Below are 16029 nucleotides of genomic sequence, written 5' to 3' on the forward strand. Positions count from 1 at the left end.
GCCTGGACCCATCAACAAGCTCATTCACCAGGAAATTGATGACCAGGCCCTCGACGCCGGCGCATGCCGATTGGGAAGACTAGCTGGCCGGCATTAGACGAACCAAGCCTGGGCTGCCGCCGCCCTATACGTGATCGTCTTCAGATTCGGAGTTCCCTGGGGGAGTGTCCCACCGAAACTGGTCTGTCCCGTCACCAAGGAATTGGGACGCAGCTCGGCCTCGGCCGCTGGCCAACCGTGGGCGCCGCCCAGTATCTGCTGGGATCTTTGTGCCCTCGGATCTTCCGGCATGTATTTTGCCTAGCTCCTATATAGACACCATTCGTGAACGGTGCCACGATGGCCTGATACAGCGCTTGGCGCGCCGCGCCGGCGTAGAAGCGAGGCTGGAGGAACCAATGTCGGGGGCCGATCTCGATCGTGTGGTGGAGCAGTATCATCGAGCGCTCGATGCCATAGTGCAGGGAGACTCGGGGCTGCAGAAGAAGATGTTTTCGGGGCGGGACGATGTCTCGCTAGCAAATCCGATCGGCCCGCCGGTTCGGGGCCGGAGTGCAGTTGAGCAGACGATGGATCGGGCGGTTTCTCAACTGAGGGAAGGCGAGCCCACCACCTTCGAACGAATCTCGGAGTATACCGGGACGGACCTCGCATACATTGTCGAAATTGAACGGACTCAGGCCAAGGTTGGCGGAGCCGATGAACTTTCCCGGATCTCTCTTCGGGTGACGACGATTTTCCGACTGGAAGACGGCCACTGGAAGGTTATCCATCGACACGCAGATCCGATCACGTCCCCGCGGCCGATCGAGTCCATCGTCCAGGGTTAGGTCCGGGGGCCGCAGGACGTCGCTACCTGCGGCCGGTGCCCCGGAAATGGGGTACTGGCGATATATCGTGAGAGGCGTGTCTGAAGCTGCCTGTCCCTCCTGTGCCCGGCGGACCCTGGCCACCGCGAAACTAAGAGCCTCCCCCCGGCGCCCGCCCCAGTAACGTGCGCCTTCACCATAAGCAGCCACAGCCTCTTGGTATCCTCACAAGAACTGCGGTTGCAGAGATAGCGTACTGCTGCTGCAGGGCCGAGTCCACGGCCCGAGGACAAGAAATATCCCATCGCTTTCGGGTTCGCTGGGAGCCTCCGTCGAAGACGCTCAATCGAGGTAGGGGAAGGGCCGACTTCAGGGATTGTTTGCCTGCCCGGGTACGACGTCCAAGTGATGGACGGGTAATACCCGGCCAATAAAAGGGGTAGGAATTACTCGTGCCTGCAATGGGCCGGACAGGGTTCAATGAGAATCCGGGCCGGCGGCGATCGACCCCTTGATGAGACCAAGGCTCGACCCCAGACGCCGCCGGCCTGGACCCATTCGTGGTCCCTACCTACCAAGTCACCCCGGCTGCTGTGGTCTGACGAGGCGTCCCGGTGTTCCGCGGAAACGGGACGTTCGCTATCTGCTTCAAGCAGGTGGTGTGCCGTGGCCAGACACGAGTACACGTTACTCGTGTCCGGACTCGTTCATTCGAGTTCAATTTGGTTCAGGGCCGGCGGCAATCGAGCCTTTCTGAGACCAGGCTTGCCCCCCCATTTTGTCGCCGGCCCGACCTTGAGACCTCACCACAAGTGACTTTGTCATGGGGAGAGGATCGCGGAGAGCATGCGTTAGAGAGGTCCGGTCGTCTGGTTGGCGGCCCGGAGTGCTCCGTGAGCCCGCGCGAGCCGTTCATGCAGCCGGGTGTTTTCATCTGTGAGTTGTCGTATCCGTTGGTGGGCGAGTTCCAGACGTCGGCGGAGGGATGCGCCCGATGATTGGGTGACTACTCCCGACATCGAGGTCCGGTTGGGTGCTTTCTGATGCTGTAGGAGATCCAGCAGATCCGGCTGGGTGTAGAGCCAGGAGCGCGAGACGCCAGCTGTTCTCGCAAGCTCGGAGACGGTGGCAGTCTTCCCTGTTTCGCATATTTGTTTCAGGGCTTCGGCGGCGCGTGCCCGGGCTCTCTCAGACCGTTTTCGGGTTGCCGCCAGGAGGTGGTGGGTGTTGTCAGTTTGCATCGGCGGGGCCCTCATGGCTGGTGGCGGTGGTCTGGATGGCATTGATGATGTTCTCAAGGCTGCTGGCCACTTTGAGGTTCATTTCGACCATACGGGTCTGGCCTGCTGTTTCCGCCTCTGCGATGAGCCTTTTGGTGCTTCGCAGCTGCGTGAGGTGCTCGGTGAGGAAGTCCGGGGTGGTGACGAAGACCGGGCAGGTTAGGCAGGCGTTGGCATGCGGGCAGCTTTGCTGGAGCGGCAGTCCGCAGTAACCGTTAGGCAAGGCCATCGTGACCCTGCCCAGGTTCTCTTTCATCCACGCCGCATCGTTGAGCCCGCTGCCTTGCTCGGGACTGATGGTTTCGCCCCTGATGTTGATCTTCGTCGCCTCTTCCCAGTGCCGACGGATCGTTTCGTCTTTGAGCCGGGCATAGCGGGCGGTCATCTCGTGGGATTCGTGGTCGAGGAGCCGACGGACCACTTCCTGGGGGACGTCAGCATTGATCAGCCGTGTGGCGTAGGTGTGGCGGAGCTGGTGTGCGGTGAACCGGAATGGGTGCCCCTGCTCATCGGACAGCCCAATGTTGGCCTGCCACGTGGCGATGCGTGCCGCTGCTGACCCGGAATCCCATGGTCTGTCGCCGGCGTGGGAGGTCGGTGCGGGTGCCAGGTAGCGTGCGTCGGGCATGGCGGCCCGGACGGAGTATGCCTGGTGTTTGATCGCCGCTGCTAGTTTTTCGTCTATCGGCATGATCGCTTCGCGGGACATCTTGTGGTTGACGTAGCGCAGATATGGCGCGTTTTGCTGGTCATTCACGAGGCAGTCGATCTCCAGCCGGTAGGTGTCGGCAAGGCGGAGTCCGGTGCGGATGAGTATTTGCATCATGAGCCGGTGCGGCTGCTGAAGGCGATCCAACTTTTGAGGGTCCTCGATCTGGGCCATGACGTATTCGGGAAGGGCGCGGGGCAGGGCTGCTGGCCGGCGCGGGTGGTCTCCGAGATGGATCCCTGCGGTTGACGGCAGCCCAGGTTCCCAGCCGTTTTCCCGGGCGGCCCGCAGGAACATGGCAATTGAGCTGAGGGAGTAGCTGCGGCTCGCGGAACTGAGCCCAAGCCGGTGAAGCATGCTCATGTAGATCTCGATTGTTTCCCTGCTGACGTCCTGCGCTGTGCCGTGGACACCGGTTTGTTCGGTAAACGCATCGGCCAGCCGCTGAATCGCGGTCATGTCCCGGTTGAGTTGGTGATAGCCGGTCCCGGTCGCAATGCGCCAGCGCATGAACCTCTTCGCCAGCAGCCGCAGCCAGGGCTGGGGTATCGGGCTGAACCGCAGGGCTCCTCGCTGTCCGGTCCTGCCCGTGAAGCCCATGACTTCGAGCCGCCAGACGTCACGGTCAAACTCTGTCGAGGCATCGGATGGGCCCATGAAACGCTCCAATGCGCTGCATAAGGCAGTGTGAACCCGGCGGGCTGATGAAGAAGCTTCGGCCAACCCAGTCACTTCCCTGCCGTCGTCCATGGTGAGTGATGTGCTGTTCAGGCGCCTGAGTGTCTTGATGAGGTCCCGGATGTCCTGGGGCGGGAATCTTCTGCGTTCGGGCGGGTCCGCGGCGAGGAGCTGTATTGCAAGGCCCAACTCGATCTGCAGATTCCGTGGGAGGCCGCTGAGATCGATCCTTTCCGGCTTCGTAGCCGGCCCTGGATCTTCGAGCAAGTCCTTGATGGCGGGCTGGCCGCGCGCCCTCCACCGGTAGTGATGCGTTTCGCAGATGTACTCCCTGCTACGGAATCGGAGGCATCCTGTGACGCTACAAACCGGAAAGAGGGCCTTCGCGAGTTCCTGATCATCGAGTTCGATGACTTCCGCGGCGAATCGTGGGGACAGGGCAAGACGCATCCTTGTGAATACTCCGTCAGTACTACCGTCGGCTCTCTTTCCTGTCGTGCGAGAGGTCACGGCTGGTCCCCTTCATCGGCGATAGTAGCGAGGTCGTCGTCGATGGTGTCGATGACGGGAAGCCAGCCCGCTGAAACCAGTGCGGTCCGCACATGCCGGATCTCGAGGTGCGAGTAGGTGTCGATCGTGGTCGCCACCGACGAATGGCCCAGCAGTTTCTGGACCACCTCTGACGGGACATTCCGGCGCAGCAGCTCGGTGGCGTAAGTATGGCGGAATTGGTGAGGTGTGAAATGGAACCCGGTGCGCCTACGGAGGCGCGCGACCAGATCCGTGACCCCAGCGTAGGTCATCGGTTTCCCAACCGGGTCGGACCAAAGATTGACGAAGACATAGTCGCAGTCCAGTGCCCCGTACTCCTCGAAAAGGTAGTCAGCGAACATCCTGACCAGGCCAGGCCGGACCGGAATATCACGGTCACCCGTCTTGGCTCTGGCGTTATTGGCGTTCCGTCTCCGACGCACCCTGATGATGCAGGCGGCGGTATCGATGTCCTCATGGCGGAGCCCCAATGCTTCCCCGATCCGCATGCCAGATCCCGCAAGGACTGAGAAGAGCAACCGATCCCGCAGATGATCGCAGGCAGAAACCACCCGCGCTACCTCGCCCGGGCTCAGGGCCCTCGGCATTCTCGTTGCAGCTCGAAGCACCAGTTCTCTACGAGGCCGGGAGGAGCCGCCCAGATGCGTGAGGAACGGTCTCCAGGAACCGCGGCTGCCGCGTCCTGGCGCAGGTGGGAGTAACTCGACGTCTGTGCCGTGACGGTGATGGAACTCGTAGAACGAGCCCACCGCGGACAGCTTGCGGTTGATTGTAGACGGTGAGCAATGTTCCGCTTGCCGGCCCGGAAGCACAGGCGGGCGGGAACGCGCGTTTGGCGCCAGGCGCAACCAGTTCACGAAGCGTCCAAGGTCCTCTTCACGCACGTCGGCCCAGCGAAGGCTGTTCTGATCGAGGAAGGCGAAGTAGTCCCGCAGGTCGTAGGCATACGACCGAACTGTCGTCGGTGATCGATCAATGGAGCCGAGGTGAGCGAGGTAGCGGTCCACTGAAGAGACGACATCATAGGACGGGTCCAGAACGGTCCATGACTCCTCGCCAAAAGGCTGGATCACACGTTGAACAGTCCAAGGCATTCCGGCTCCTCACAGAAGGACTCATGCGCACAGTGCTGCCTTCGGTCTAGCAAGAGGAGCTGACCGGACCCTTAACACGTGGACAACACTCTAGATAACGGTCGATATGGGCGAATATCCGTGGGCATGTAGCCGCGTCGGCTACATCAACGACACCACTCGAAGGGCTGGAGGAAACATATATTCGAATAGACACGCCAAAAAAGGGCGGGACTGTGCGGTATTGCACCTGATGCATGATCCTGGCAGCGGGCTGGCGCCTGAGTAGTACCGTGATGCTATCCGGGACCACTGTCATTGTTGCCTCCGCTTGTCTTTCCTGCGTTTAATGCATGAATTATGCGACAGGGGGTGTGGTTGGTGGGCTTGAAGGGTGCTTTTGAGGGGTCGGCATCGCTGTTTCTCGTGCCTGGTGTGGCGTATCTGGACGCGGAGGAGACCGTGTTTGAGGCCATGCTTGAGGGGTGGCGTGCCCAACGCCTCGGTGGCCGGAATCTGCGCAAGCACACCGTGATGACCGGACTCGGAATTGTCAGGCGGTTCAGGGAGGCATCGGGCCTGTTTCCGTGGCATTGGACGCCTGCGATGTTCGACGAGTGGATGGAGGACCTGGTGGCCGTTCGCGGGCGGGCACCGTCAACGCTGCGGAACTACCAGATCGCCGTCGGACAGTTCTGTGAGTTCATCTGTTCCCCGCTCTATGGGTGGGTTGCCGAATGCGAGGAACGGTTCGGAACACATCCGGTGCAGGTTTGCACCGAGTGGAACACGACCCGTCATCTGCAGGACTATGAGGGCCGCCCGCGGCGGCGGCCGATGACCAGGGCCGAGGTGCAACGGTTCCTTGATTACGCAGACGAGCAGGTCGAGGTGAGGCTCGCATCCGGGAGGAAAGGCGCGCTGGGAGCCTACAGGGATGCGTCATTGTTCAAGGTCGCCTATGCCTGGGGGCTGCGCGCCCACGAGGCAGCATCATTGGAGGTGACCGACTTCTATCGGAATCCGCACGCGCCCGAGTTCGGGAACTTCGGAATGTTGCTCGTCAGGAATGGGAAGTCCTCCAGGGGAGGGGCGCCCAAGCGCCGATCAGTTGCGACACTTCACGTGTGGGCTGCCGAAGCCGTGAAGGACTACATCGACAATGTGTGGCCGCTCGTGCGTAGTGAGTCGTCGAATGCGTTATGGGTCTCCGAGCGTGGTGGCCACGTCAGTCCCACCCATCTGAGCCGGCGGTTCGCCGAGTACCGCGACCATCTCGGGCTGGATCCGGTGCTGTCTCCCCATGCCCTGCGGCATAGCTATGTGACTCATCTGACCGAGGACGGCGTCGATCCGGTGTTTATCCAGCGACAGGTCGGCCATGCCTACCAGTCAACGACCGCCCTTTACACTGCCGTCAGCGGCGCTTTCGCGAACAAGATGATGCGAAATGCCATCTCTGGCCTCCTTGAGGCCGCCCATAACCGGAAGGGAAGCGAATGAACGCCTTGGATTACGAGTGGCGTCTGCGTGAAGTCATGGCTACCAGGGGTTTGTTCAGCACCACCAAGCTGATTCCTCTGCTCAACGAGCGGGGCATCCACTTATCAGCCAGCCAGGTCTACCGCCTGGCCGCGGAGAAGCCTGAGCGGCTGAACCTTCAGGTACTGGTGGCCCTGATGGATGCCCTGGACTGCAGCGCCGATGACCTCATCGGCAAGATCCAGGTACCTGCCAGCCGACGGGGGACCGGCACCGATCACTCGGCGGCGGAGGAGTCTGGACTGAGTGTTCTGAAGGAGAAGGGCTTCCGGCCTCGGCGTGCTTCCGTTCTGCCGCCAAACAACGAGTAAAAAATGCCATCGGATCTGGAAGTCCCGACGCACAAAACCGCAGATGCTTGCCTTGCCTGCGGAGTGTCCGCCGCCGGCGGACATGCCGCACGGGTTGGTGTTGTTTGCGCGGGCTGTTGGGAATCCGCCCTGCCTACAGCATCAACAATGCTGTGCGACCGTGTCCACGACTTGCTGGAAGACCTGCACCCGGTCTCCCCGCTGGTGGTCGCACGGGCTGTGGCAGCAGCCCTTCCGGATCCGGAAGACCGTCTGCGGGTATGGTTTGAACTCGCCATCCGCAGTCTTGTCCCGGATGGCCAGGCGGGGCGCCGGAGCCTGAAGCTTCTGGCCCTCGTCCAGGAGTTGCGCCGTGCTGGGGTTTCGCTGTCGCTGCGCGGTTCATCGACACATGGTCTTTGCGGGAAGTGCCTGAACACAAGAGAGCTCCGGGGCCGACGAAAGGGAATTTCCGTGTGCGGGGAGTGCTGGCCAACGTTGCCGCCTCTGCTCCGTCCATGCTCGCGCTGCGACGACGTGGACTACCAGAGCCCCGGCCGTCCACGGCTCTGCCGTGAATGCCTGTTCCACGACAAAATCCGCGACGTATTCAACCAAGAAGTCCTGCGGAAACAACCCTCCCTTGTCGGCGCCCGTGACGCCCTCCTCGCCGCAGACACAACGCACTGGAAGCAGTTCTTCGGAGGAGTGACAACCTGGCCACTTCTGAAGAGGATGCTCGCTGACGGCGATGTCATTACCCACGAAGCGATTGATTCGTACGGAACACCAGACCAGATCAAGATTCTTCGATCCTTCCTCGTCACGACCGGGGCATTGCCCGTGCGTGACGAGCGGGTGGTCGCCCTTGAGGCCTGGATCAGCAGCACAGCGGACCAGATTGACCGTGCTGAAGACCGGCAGTCCTTCGTAAGGTTCGCCCGCTGGCGTCATCTGAGGCAGGCACGGCTGAAGGCCCTCACAGAGTCCCAACTAGGTTGGCGCCGACGTGAACTAATCCAAGTCTCAGGATTTCTGCACTCGCTCCACTCCACCGGGTTCGCGCTCCGAACCGCCACGCAGGCACACATTGATGCCTGGCTCGCCGCAGGGACAAAGGACCGCACACAAATACGCCCGTTCCTCCAATGGTGCCTGAACAATGCCATCACCGGCATCATGCACATCCCGGCGCTGCCCATCTCGTCGTTGCCGAAGACCGCCGCGCTGGCGGAAGACCAGAGGCAAAGGCTTCTGTGTGGGGTGCTTGACCCGGCGGTGGAACTGGACCCCAGGCTTCGTCTCGCAGCAGGGCTGGTACTCGTGTATGGGTCAAGGCCGCATGAAGTCGCGGGTCTGCGACTGAGCGATTTCGTCGTTGGCAAAGACTCCATCCACATCCGTTTCGGCCCGGAGCCGCTCCAGCTTCCGGAAGCGCTCGAAATCCACGCCCGAGCGGCCCTAGCGGCACGCTCTGTCGCCCGATTTGGCGGCCTCGGGGAAGACCACGAATGGCTATTCCCGGGGCCGATCCACGGCCGGCCGGTTACTACCTCAACAATGGGCCGGTGGCTCGGCGCGATCGGACTGGAACCGGCGGCCGCGCGCAGTACCGCCATGGGTCAACTTGCGATGCAACTGCCCCCGGTCATTCTGGCCCGCCTAACCGGCATCACCGTGGCCAGGGCTGCTGTATGGCAGGCGGCGACATCAGCCAGTCAAGCACGCAATCTCCCCGATGGCCCCGGGCGCTAAGCTGCACGGGACAGCTGCTTGACGCGATGATCGGCGCAGGACGGACACCACCGGGTACCTTCCCTTCACGAAATGCCATCCCATACCTGGAGAAGGTCATTCCGGAAACTCTGAGTGGGATCGACAAAATCAATCTCATGTCACCAAGTGGTGGTGGCGAAGCCATCGGGACATTGTGTCCTGGTACTTGACCCGGGCGATGGCCCAATAGAGTCGGGGGATGGAACAGACTGTGGTTACGCTGGCCGAGCGGCCGGATTTGATTGATGAGATGTGGTCGCTGCCCAACACATGGCCGGCGTTCATGCGCCAGGATCCAGTCGGCAACCTCTGCTATGGCAACTTGGTGGAGGCATTCCCAGAACACCAATTGGTCGCACTTGACGAGCAGTCGAAGGTGATCGGGAAGGTCCACAGCGTCCCGATGTCGTGGGACCGGTCCCCGGAGAACCTTCCGGACCGAGGCTGGGATGCTGTCCTGGAACGGGCCTTCCAACCCTCTATCTCTGGGTCGGAATGCCAGGCAGTGTCGTTGATTGAAGCATTCCTGACTCCCGAGCACGCTGGACGAGGGCTGAGCAGCAAACTACTGGTTGCCGCCAAGGAGAATGCGGCAAAGATGGGGTACCGGGACCTCCTGGGGCCGATCAGACCCACGGGAAAGGCCGCGTTTCCGCACGAAAGCATGAAGGACTACGTTGCCCGCCTTGATGGGGACGGGCTGCCCGTTGATCCATGGCTGAGAACACACGTTCGCTTGGGCGGAGTAGTGATGAAGGTGTGTCCTGTCGCGATGACTATTCCGGGAACGCTGTCTCAATGGCGGGAATGGACTGGACTCGAACTGACTTCCAGCGGAGCGGTGGAGGTGCCCGGCGCGTTGACGCCAGTGCATGTTTCAGTGGAGCACGATCACGGTGTCTATATCGAACCCAACGTTTGGGTTCGTCACCAGTTGACCGAATAGGGGCCGACCTTCTTTCCGAACTGGTAGGGCGAACACGTTCAGTACTAAGCACGTCCTTTTGAGACCGGAGGTATTTCTGCGGGGGATGGAAAGAACCTGGTGAGAAATGACCTCAGTGCCGCGACCCATTCATCGAAGGCATCGAGGTGTCCATCGTGTGATGCTCCAGTCAGGTCGACGCGCCGGACGTTCCGTCCTCGCTCGATGAACGCGGACTTCTCATCGGCGGAGAACATCCCCTTTTCTCCGTACACCACAAGCGTCGGGGCACTTACGCTCTCCCACTCCGCCCAGCGAGGGATGATGACGTCATTCATCGTTTTGACCATGACGTCCGGGTCGAATCGCGGCCACAGGCCGTCGGCTCTGTCTTCCAGATCGGCCACCCAGGCTCGCGGAAGCGGTCCGTCACCTAGGTAAGCTCGGGCGGCCTCGCGGTCCGGGAACGGGACGGGCCAGGAACGGAAGAAATCACCAATGCCCTCGTATTCAGCAGGACTACCTCCGCCGGGGCCGGATTCGAGCAGCACCAGCTTCGTCACAAGATCGGGCCGTGCCGCTGCGAGGAGCATCGCCGTATGCCCGCCCATCGACTGGCCTACCAGGACGACAGGGGCGCCCACCGCCGTTTTGATCACCTGTACGACGTCGGACACGAAGGCCTCGCGGGAGAGGTTGCTTGGGATACGTGTGCTGTATCCATGGCCGCGCAGGTCAACCAGAACCGTTCGGAATTCGGGCAAAGCCCCGGCCGTGGCGAAAAACTCCCGAGAACTCCCCGCCAGCCCGTGCAGGATCACGATGGGCGGCCCTTCACCACCGGTGTCGAAGCAGTGGATCCGCTCTTCCGGTCCGACATCGATATCGAAGGTTCGGGCAAAGTCCATGTGCGCATCCATCCCCTCACCGTACTGCCAGCGCACTGGTCCCAAGGAACAGAGGGCTTCGTTCCTGCCAGAGGAACGCGGGCGTCGCTGACCGGTGACGCCCCGTTGGGAGCGAGCCGAGGATGGCATCGGTGTACAAGTACCAATGTCACTGAACGTGCGCCCGCATCCGAAGGCAGCGGCTTCACGTCTGCCAATAGCCCTGCATATTTCGGAGAACTATTCGACCAAAAGCTACTCCGCAAACTACCGATACTCTCTGCGAATCGCATGGTGTCCATTGTGGGGGAGGGGTACGACAGGAACGGTTTGCGCGACCAATGTCGTTTGGCGTCTGGGTGCACGCGAAAGGCGGCTGCCGCGGAGGGTGATGTTCGGCCAGTCAGTTGGCAGGGGCGAGCCGAACTCTCGCCCGCGTACCGATGAGCCGCTCCCTGGAGGCTGGCTTTGCAGCGGCCGGACCAGCCGGCGGGTGACTCCCGGGGAGAACTTCACTCAGCCGTGCGATTTCCATTATGTGCTCGGAAGTGAAGATGATCTTGCCCTTCCCCCAGCACGCGTGGGGAAATCGCCCGCTGGCAGCACCATCTCGTAGCCACGCTTCCGTGCACCGCATAAGGGCAGCTGCCTCGGCTGGTTCAAAGAATTCAAGATCCATCGGAACTCGCTAGTGTCTCGACTGCTTTGGGAGTTCATGCTGTATTGACGTGGCATAGAACATGACTTAGTTGCCTAAAGCCGGCCGGGCTCAATAAAACGGGGCATTAAATCTTCGCTTACCAAGCTCTGGACATGTCCAGAGCTTGGGAGTTCAATGGAGGTCTACTGGTTGTCTCTCCGATTCCGACGATGACGATGTCGTGGGATGTTGCATTGGAATGACATAGGCATTTTGGGGATGCTCATGGAAGATCGTTCAGACGTAGGAACAACTCCGGCGGAACGCGCTGCGCTTGCCTTTGAGACCCTGCGGCTACCTGCCCATCTCACCCTTGAACGCCTTGTCGAACTTGTCGAGGGTATCCGTAAACGCCGCATTGAGATTGAGATCACGGGAGTACTCAACGGCGGATCCATCTGCGGGCTGTGGTTGTCGACGGATACGAGGGAGATCATCCTGCACGCCGAGACCCCGTCTGCCCTTCATAGGCAACAATTCGTACTGCATGAGCTGGGGCACATGGTTCTCCGCCACGATGAGTTGGTTCTCCCTTCGGCGTACGCCAGCGTCCTCTTTCCGAATCTGTCCGGCGAGCTTGTTACCAGAGTGCTTGCGCGAAGCAGCTTCGTGGACCACCTTGAGGCTGCAGCCGAAACGCTGGCGGACCTATTCGCCGCCGCAATCCGGGAGAGCACCACTGAGCCACGATCGTTTGAACGGATTTTCGGGTGACTCAGCTCGTGGCGGCCTCCCTGATCTGGGCGCTTGCGCTTTGCCTGTTGCCGGGAATCCGACTGCGCGCCGACCACAGTATTTTGGTGGCAGCTGTCACCATCGCTTCGGCGCTCACGCTGAACATCGACCCGGTCTACATGGCCGGAGACTCGTTGCTGGGTCATCGAAATGTGTTAGACCTGATCGCGAACATCTTGATGGTCGTTGGCATCTACTTCCTGTCCAGGGCGATCCTTCGTGCTGCTGACTCCAGAGAGCCTTCCGCACAGCCCGACCACTTCGGGCTCGCTGTTTTGGTTCTCGTCATTATTGGCCTCATTGCAAGTTTCGCCACCGTGTCAGCTCCCTACTCCTCAACCAGTTTCATGAAGGACTTTGGCGACCAATGGTCCGCGGCTATCTATTCGGCCGTTCAAATTGGCTACATCGGAGTCGTCGTAGGCATTACGGGGTACACGTGTTTCAGATTCCGGGGCGATATGTTCAGGCCATACTTCCGAATAGCGTTCACCCTTATCGGTATTGGTTGTTCATTGGCGATCGTTGTAGTTCTGGCCGTCTTGGGCATGGATGTTCTCCATTTACAGGGTGATCTGCCAGGGATGAACGCACTTTCCCTTGTTTACGACTCTGCCGTCGTCGGAGCCATGGCGTTTCTGTGTGCTGGACTCGCTCTGCCACCCACGGCTCGTCGGATTTCCCGTAGGAGGGAAGCGAAGACGGAAGCCGCCTTGGTAGACATGCTTTCCGATGTCTGGGAAAAGACTACAGATGCGAAGCGTGAGGTCCGGCTCCTACCCAACGGCAATATTGAGTATCAACGTGACTCAGCGAGGTGGCGCCTCCACCGGATGTTGGTCGAAATCCAGGATGCCCTCCTCCTCGAGCCAATGCTCTTGAGTGTCTTGGATGACCGCGACCACCACGTTCTCGACAGTGTGGAGGCCCATCTGGCCACTCCTCCATCGTGGAAGGAAGATCGAATGGGTCACCACTATGTCGAAGGGGGAAAGGAGGTTACGTGACAGAATCAGACGCCTATTCGTTGGAAACGCCTCAAGAAAGACTCGCCCGGAAGCTCAACCTCCTGCTTGACCTCTTCGAGGCCAAAGGGTCAGAACCTCTTACCTATCCACAGATCAGTCACCACATGGAGCAACGTGGAACTCCTCTGTCGCGCTCGCGGTGGGCTTACATGAGGAGCGGTGACAGTTCCCTGGCGACCGATGAGGCACTTTTGCGGAATCTCGCCGAATTTTTCGGTGTCGACTCCGATTACCTCCTGGATGATTCTGGCGACGTTCCCGGGCTCGTTGAGGCTCAACTGGAGTTGCTGCGTAGTTTGCGTGAAGCTCGAGTCCGGAACTTTGCTGCACGCCAGTTGCAGGGAATATCCCCTGAAACGCTCTTGCGGCTTCGTAAGGTAATCGATGAACGTTTGGGAGGCGATGACCAAGGTGGCGAAGAATACCGTCGGTCGTAACGTCATTGGGATCGCAACGGCCCTGGCAGCTGCTGGGGGCGTTGCTGCATTCGCTGGTGCCGCCTATTTTGCCCGTGAGGTTGTCGTTCCAAAGACAATGCGCAAGGAGGACCTTCTCATCCGCCGAGTCTTCTACGACGACGACGGCGCGCTACACATCGATCTGCCTGCTTCACCACAAACAACGGCGCCCGGGCGTTACAGCCTTTGGTTCGCCGCAGGGTCGGGCCATGCCTGCGTCGGTCGGGTCACAGGCACGGATGCTGAAGCCGGCACAGTCACGCGCATCGTGGAGCGGGTCGACACCGGCGATTTGACCACAGTCAAGGCTGGAATCTGGAGCGGATACGTATTCTCCAAGCCGGATCAGCTCAACCTGCCATATTCGGAAGTCCAGATCGCGACTTCGCACGGCGTCGCTCCGGCCTGGATTTTCCCGCACACCAACCCCTCGGACGCGTCTACCAAATGGGCGATACACATCCATGGGATGGGAGGATCCAGGGCCGGTGCTCTCCGAGGAGTTCCAGTTGCCCGTCGACTGGGCTACACGACGCTGGTTGTATCGCTCCGGAACGACCGTGAGGGACCAGCTTCGACAGATGCTCGCTACATGTTGGGGCAAACCGAATGGCTTGATGTCGAGGAAGCCGTCAAGTTCGCAATAAGTGAGGGTGCCCAGGAGATATTGCTATTCGGTTGGTCCCTGGGCGGGTCTATCGCTCTACGATTGGCCGATTTGTCTGAGTACTCGGGGTATATCTCTGGGCTCGTACTTGATGCCCCTGTTCTCGACTGGACCAGGACGTTGACCACGAACGCCAGGGCAAGCGGACTTCCTGGGCTGATCGCTTCTTTGGGGCTACTCCTTATGCAGTCCAGGGCATTCGGATGGGTTACCGGGCTCGAAGAGCCACTTGATTTTCGATCGCTGGATTGGGTGGCACAGGCAGTCAGGCTCCATAAGCCGATACTTATCCTGCATGGAAGAGGAGATCTTTCCACACCGTTCGAAGCGTCGGAGCTCGCCGCCAAGCTTCGTCCGGACTTGATTCAACTGGTCCCCTTCGAAGTGGAGGGACATTCGCAGGAGTGGAACGTTGATCCTGAGAAGTGGGAGAGCGCAGTGGCTTCCTGGATCTTGGGCCTAAGTGCGGAGGCAAAGGAACTGGACGAAGTCGAAGAGTTGACGGAGACGGTGGCGAAGTCCTGATCCATAGGCATGAACGAACCAGCCGTAATGACTTCACCGGCAAAACAGGCTGCGAGGGCTTCGAGCTGTCCACGAACTTGTTCGGGACAAGCCTCAAACCTCTTGGCTGGTAGGGGCTCAACAAGCCCAGCAGAGTGCAGCAGCGCTAGGTGCCGGCGGACGACTGCGGGTGATGTGTCGAGTTCGGAACCGATTTCGCCACATGTTGAGGGCCCGTTCCTGAGAAGGAAGCGGAGGATTTGACTTCGCTTTCGGTGCATCAAGATGTTCGACATTGAGACCACAGCTTGAGTAACGGGAGGATTTGTCCTGCTGTAGACGGGTCTACAGCAGCAGGCTACTCCTTTGGATGCGATGTGGGAAGCCTCCCATGTACATTTGCCGGTGATTGCCCCTAAAGATGACTCGCGGAATACTGGGGGCAAGAAGTGAGGCCTACCTGACAGGCCTTCGGTTTGAATGAAGGGATAGGCGATGTTCGGCGACCAGGCAAACCTTGACGGGGCGATGTCCCCTCAAGCGCAGCTTGCCCGACGTCTAAATCTGATGCTCGACGTCGTCGTTGCCGAGCGTGGAAAGCCTGTCACTTTCCGGGAGGTCCAGGCGGAGCTGGCGGCCAGAGGCATCAAGCTCTCTCGCGCGCGCTGGTTTTACATGAAGGACGGCAGGGGGCGCCTGGTGAGTGATCCGGCCCTTCTCACTGCCCTTTGCGAGATCTTCAACGTGGATGCCTCCTACCTTTTAGTTGGCAAAGAGACTGATCTGCCCCAACGCATCGATTCCCAGCTGGAGTTCGTGAAGTCTCTTCGGGCGGCCCGAGTGAAGTCCTTTGCAGTTCGAACTCTTGGCGATGTATCCCCAGAAACGCTGCGTGCCATCTCGGAGTACCTCAACAAGGACATCCGCCTTCACCCTGATGGTGAAGAGGCCGCAGCTAGCCCTCCAGCAGATACTGAAGATGGGCGTCAAGCAGCTCCTTGATACGGACAGGGTTCGCTGAATAACGCGGGGAGCGGCCGTGCCGCCGGCCGACTTCAACGTCCACAAAGATGGCGCCGGCCTCTTCAAGGGCCAACAGGTGCTTGGCCACACTGGGCTCGCCGGCACTGACGGCCGCAACAATATCCCCACGCGTCGCTGGTCCGTGAGTCGAAAGGTATCGGAGGATCTCGTTCCGCGACCTGTTACCGAACGTCGCAACGGCAGCCTCGACGTCCGACGACCATGCGTCGTCTTGGGGCTGCGTAATCCGTGGCATGGATCTATTGTTGCCGAACTCGCTGAAAAAAGTAAGAAGCGCACTCTTGACGATACTTTAATTATCTTTGACAATATTTTGCATAGGCTCTTCCAGTCGTGGTTGAAGGCAATATCTAGACCACATCAGCGGTGCTG

General features: G+C 60.1%; 15 protein-coding genes and 1 pseudogene. 10 read left to right on the forward strand and 6 right to left on the reverse strand.

Annotated elements, in window-relative coordinates:
• Nucleotides 1-398: 398 nt before the first annotated feature.
• Nucleotides 399-830, forward strand: coding sequence for a YybH family protein (locus MU551_RS15890; RefSeq protein ID WP_247046231.1), 432 nt, complete (start codon nucleotides 399-401; stop codon nucleotides 828-830).
• An 830-nt stretch (nucleotides 831-1660) separates the two neighbouring features.
• On the opposite strand, the gene MU551_RS15895 is transcribed toward MU551_RS15890, so the two are convergent.
• Genes MU551_RS15895 through MU551_RS15905 form a run of 3 tightly spaced genes read right to left on the reverse strand, consistent with a single transcriptional unit; the run spans nucleotide 1661 to nucleotide 5122 of the window.
• Nucleotides 1661-2050 carry a DUF6262 family protein gene (locus tag MU551_RS15895; RefSeq protein ID WP_247046232.1) on the reverse strand — a complete coding sequence of 130 codons (390 nt, stop codon included), beginning with the start codon at nucleotides 2048-2050 and terminating at the stop codon, nucleotides 1661-1663.
• The gene (locus MU551_RS23515; protein ID WP_247046233.1) at nucleotides 2040-3986 is read right to left on the reverse strand and encodes a tyrosine-type recombinase/integrase; all 1947 of its coding nucleotides are present in this window, start codon (nucleotides 3984-3986) and stop codon (nucleotides 2040-2042) included. The genes MU551_RS15895 and MU551_RS23515 overlap by 11 nt, the downstream gene beginning before the upstream one ends.
• Entirely contained in the window at nucleotides 3983-5122 is a 1140-nt protein-coding gene (locus MU551_RS15905; RefSeq protein WP_247046234.1) for a tyrosine-type recombinase/integrase, read from the reverse strand. The genes MU551_RS23515 and MU551_RS15905 overlap by 4 nt, the downstream gene beginning before the upstream one ends.
• Before the next feature lie 339 nt (nucleotides 5123-5461).
• Between MU551_RS15905 and MU551_RS15910 the strand changes: the two genes are divergently transcribed.
• The 4 genes from MU551_RS15910 (at nucleotide 5462) to MU551_RS15925 (ending at nucleotide 9655) form a co-directional block, all read left to right on the forward strand.
• Nucleotides 5462-6604 (forward strand): tyrosine-type recombinase/integrase, encoded by a 1143-nt coding sequence (locus MU551_RS15910; protein ID WP_247046237.1) that lies wholly within the window; start codon nucleotides 5462-5464, stop codon nucleotides 6602-6604.
• The gene (locus MU551_RS15915; protein WP_247046239.1) at nucleotides 6601-6954 is read left to right on the forward strand and encodes a helix-turn-helix domain-containing protein; all 354 of its coding nucleotides are present in this window, start codon (nucleotides 6601-6603) and stop codon (nucleotides 6952-6954) included. The genes MU551_RS15910 and MU551_RS15915 overlap by 4 nt, the downstream gene beginning before the upstream one ends.
• Nucleotides 6955-6957: 3 nt before the next feature.
• A complete protein-coding gene (locus tag MU551_RS15920) occupies nucleotides 6958-8688 on the forward strand; it encodes a hypothetical protein (protein WP_247046240.1) in 1731 nt (576 codons plus the stop codon).
• Nucleotides 8689-8908: 220 nt separating this feature from the next.
• A complete protein-coding gene (locus MU551_RS15925) occupies nucleotides 8909-9655 on the forward strand; it encodes an N-acetyltransferase (protein WP_247046242.1) in 747 nt (248 codons plus the stop codon).
• A gap of 44 nt (nucleotides 9656-9699) precedes the next feature.
• Here the strand turns inward: MU551_RS15925 and MU551_RS15930 are convergent, their stop codons facing one another.
• A complete protein-coding gene (locus MU551_RS15930; RefSeq protein ID WP_247046243.1) occupies nucleotides 9700-10542 on the reverse strand; it encodes an alpha/beta fold hydrolase in 843 nt (280 codons plus the stop codon).
• 904 nt (nucleotides 10543-11446) lie between these two features.
• Between MU551_RS15930 and MU551_RS15935 the strand changes: the two genes are divergently transcribed.
• From MU551_RS15935 to MU551_RS15950, 4 genes are all read left to right on the forward strand, one after another.
• Nucleotides 11447-11935 (forward strand): hypothetical protein, encoded by a 489-nt coding sequence (locus tag MU551_RS15935; RefSeq protein ID WP_247046244.1) that lies wholly within the window; start codon nucleotides 11447-11449, stop codon nucleotides 11933-11935.
• Nucleotides 11936-12021: 86 nt separating this feature from the next.
• Nucleotides 12022-12963, forward strand: a complete 942-nt coding sequence (locus MU551_RS15940; RefSeq protein WP_247046245.1) for a hypothetical protein — start codon at nucleotides 12022-12024, stop codon at nucleotides 12961-12963.
• A complete protein-coding gene (locus tag MU551_RS15945; protein ID WP_247046246.1) occupies nucleotides 12960-13421 on the forward strand; it encodes a hypothetical protein in 462 nt (153 codons plus the stop codon). The genes MU551_RS15940 and MU551_RS15945 overlap by 4 nt, the downstream gene beginning before the upstream one ends.
• Nucleotides 13369-14634, forward strand: a complete 1266-nt coding sequence (locus MU551_RS15950; RefSeq protein WP_247046247.1) for an alpha/beta hydrolase family protein — start codon at nucleotides 13369-13371, stop codon at nucleotides 14632-14634. Before MU551_RS15945 ends, MU551_RS15950 begins: the two co-directional genes overlap by 53 nt.
• Before the next feature lie 128 nt (nucleotides 14635-14762).
• On the opposite strand, the pseudogene MU551_RS23640 reads toward MU551_RS15950, so the two are convergent.
• A pseudogene (locus MU551_RS23640) lies at nucleotides 14763-14909 on the reverse strand (helix-turn-helix domain-containing protein); the annotation flags it as partial.
• Nucleotides 14910-15108: 199 nt separating this feature from the next.
• Between MU551_RS23640 and MU551_RS15955 the strand changes: the two are divergent.
• Complete coding sequence (locus MU551_RS15955) at nucleotides 15109-15615, forward strand: hypothetical protein (protein WP_247046248.1); 507 nt, start codon at nucleotides 15109-15111, stop codon at nucleotides 15613-15615.
• On the opposite strand, the gene MU551_RS15960 is transcribed toward MU551_RS15955, so the two are convergent.
• On the reverse strand, nucleotides 15569-15892 hold the full coding sequence (locus MU551_RS15960) for an ArsR/SmtB family transcription factor (RefSeq protein WP_247046249.1): 324 nt from the start codon (nucleotides 15890-15892) through the stop codon (nucleotides 15569-15571). The genes MU551_RS15955 and MU551_RS15960 overlap by 47 nt on opposite strands.
• Nucleotides 15893-16029: the final 137 nt, after the last annotated feature.

The organism is Arthrobacter rhizosphaerae, from assembly GCF_023062595.1.
Classification (GTDB): domain Bacteria; phylum Actinomycetota; class Actinomycetes; order Actinomycetales; family Micrococcaceae; genus Arthrobacter; species Arthrobacter rhizosphaerae.

Bases quoted from the DNA above. Each gene is read 5' to 3' on its own strand.
- MU551_RS15920 (WP_247046240.1), top strand. From the start codon at position 6,958: ATGCCATCGGATCTGGAAGTCCCGACGCACAAAACCGCAGATGCTTGC.
- MU551_RS15950 (WP_247046247.1), top strand. From the start codon at position 13,369: ATGAACGTTTGGGAGGCGATGACCAAGGTGGCGAAGAATACCGTCGGT.
- MU551_RS15895 (WP_247046232.1), bottom strand. From the start codon at position 2,050: ATGCAAACTGACAACACCCACCACCTCCTGGCGGCAACCCGAAAACGG.
- MU551_RS15910 (WP_247046237.1), top strand. From the start codon at position 5,462: ATGCGACAGGGGGTGTGGTTGGTGGGCTTGAAGGGTGCTTTTGAGGGG.
- MU551_RS15925 (WP_247046242.1), top strand. From the start codon at position 8,909: ATGGAACAGACTGTGGTTACGCTGGCCGAGCGGCCGGATTTGATTGAT.
- MU551_RS15905 (WP_247046234.1), bottom strand. From the start codon at position 5,122: ATGCCTTGGACTGTTCAACGTGTGATCCAGCCTTTTGGCGAGGAGTCA.
- MU551_RS15930 (WP_247046243.1), bottom strand. From the start codon at position 10,542: ATGGACTTTGCCCGAACCTTCGATATCGATGTCGGACCGGAAGAGCGG.
- MU551_RS15915 (WP_247046239.1), top strand. From the start codon at position 6,601: ATGAACGCCTTGGATTACGAGTGGCGTCTGCGTGAAGTCATGGCTACC.
- MU551_RS15955 (WP_247046248.1), top strand. From the start codon at position 15,109: ATGTTCGGCGACCAGGCAAACCTTGACGGGGCGATGTCCCCTCAAGCG.
- MU551_RS15935 (WP_247046244.1), top strand. From the start codon at position 11,447: ATGGAAGATCGTTCAGACGTAGGAACAACTCCGGCGGAACGCGCTGCG.
- MU551_RS15890 (WP_247046231.1), top strand. From the start codon at position 399: ATGTCGGGGGCCGATCTCGATCGTGTGGTGGAGCAGTATCATCGAGCG.
- MU551_RS15960 (WP_247046249.1), bottom strand. From the start codon at position 15,892: ATGCCACGGATTACGCAGCCCCAAGACGACGCATGGTCGTCGGACGTC.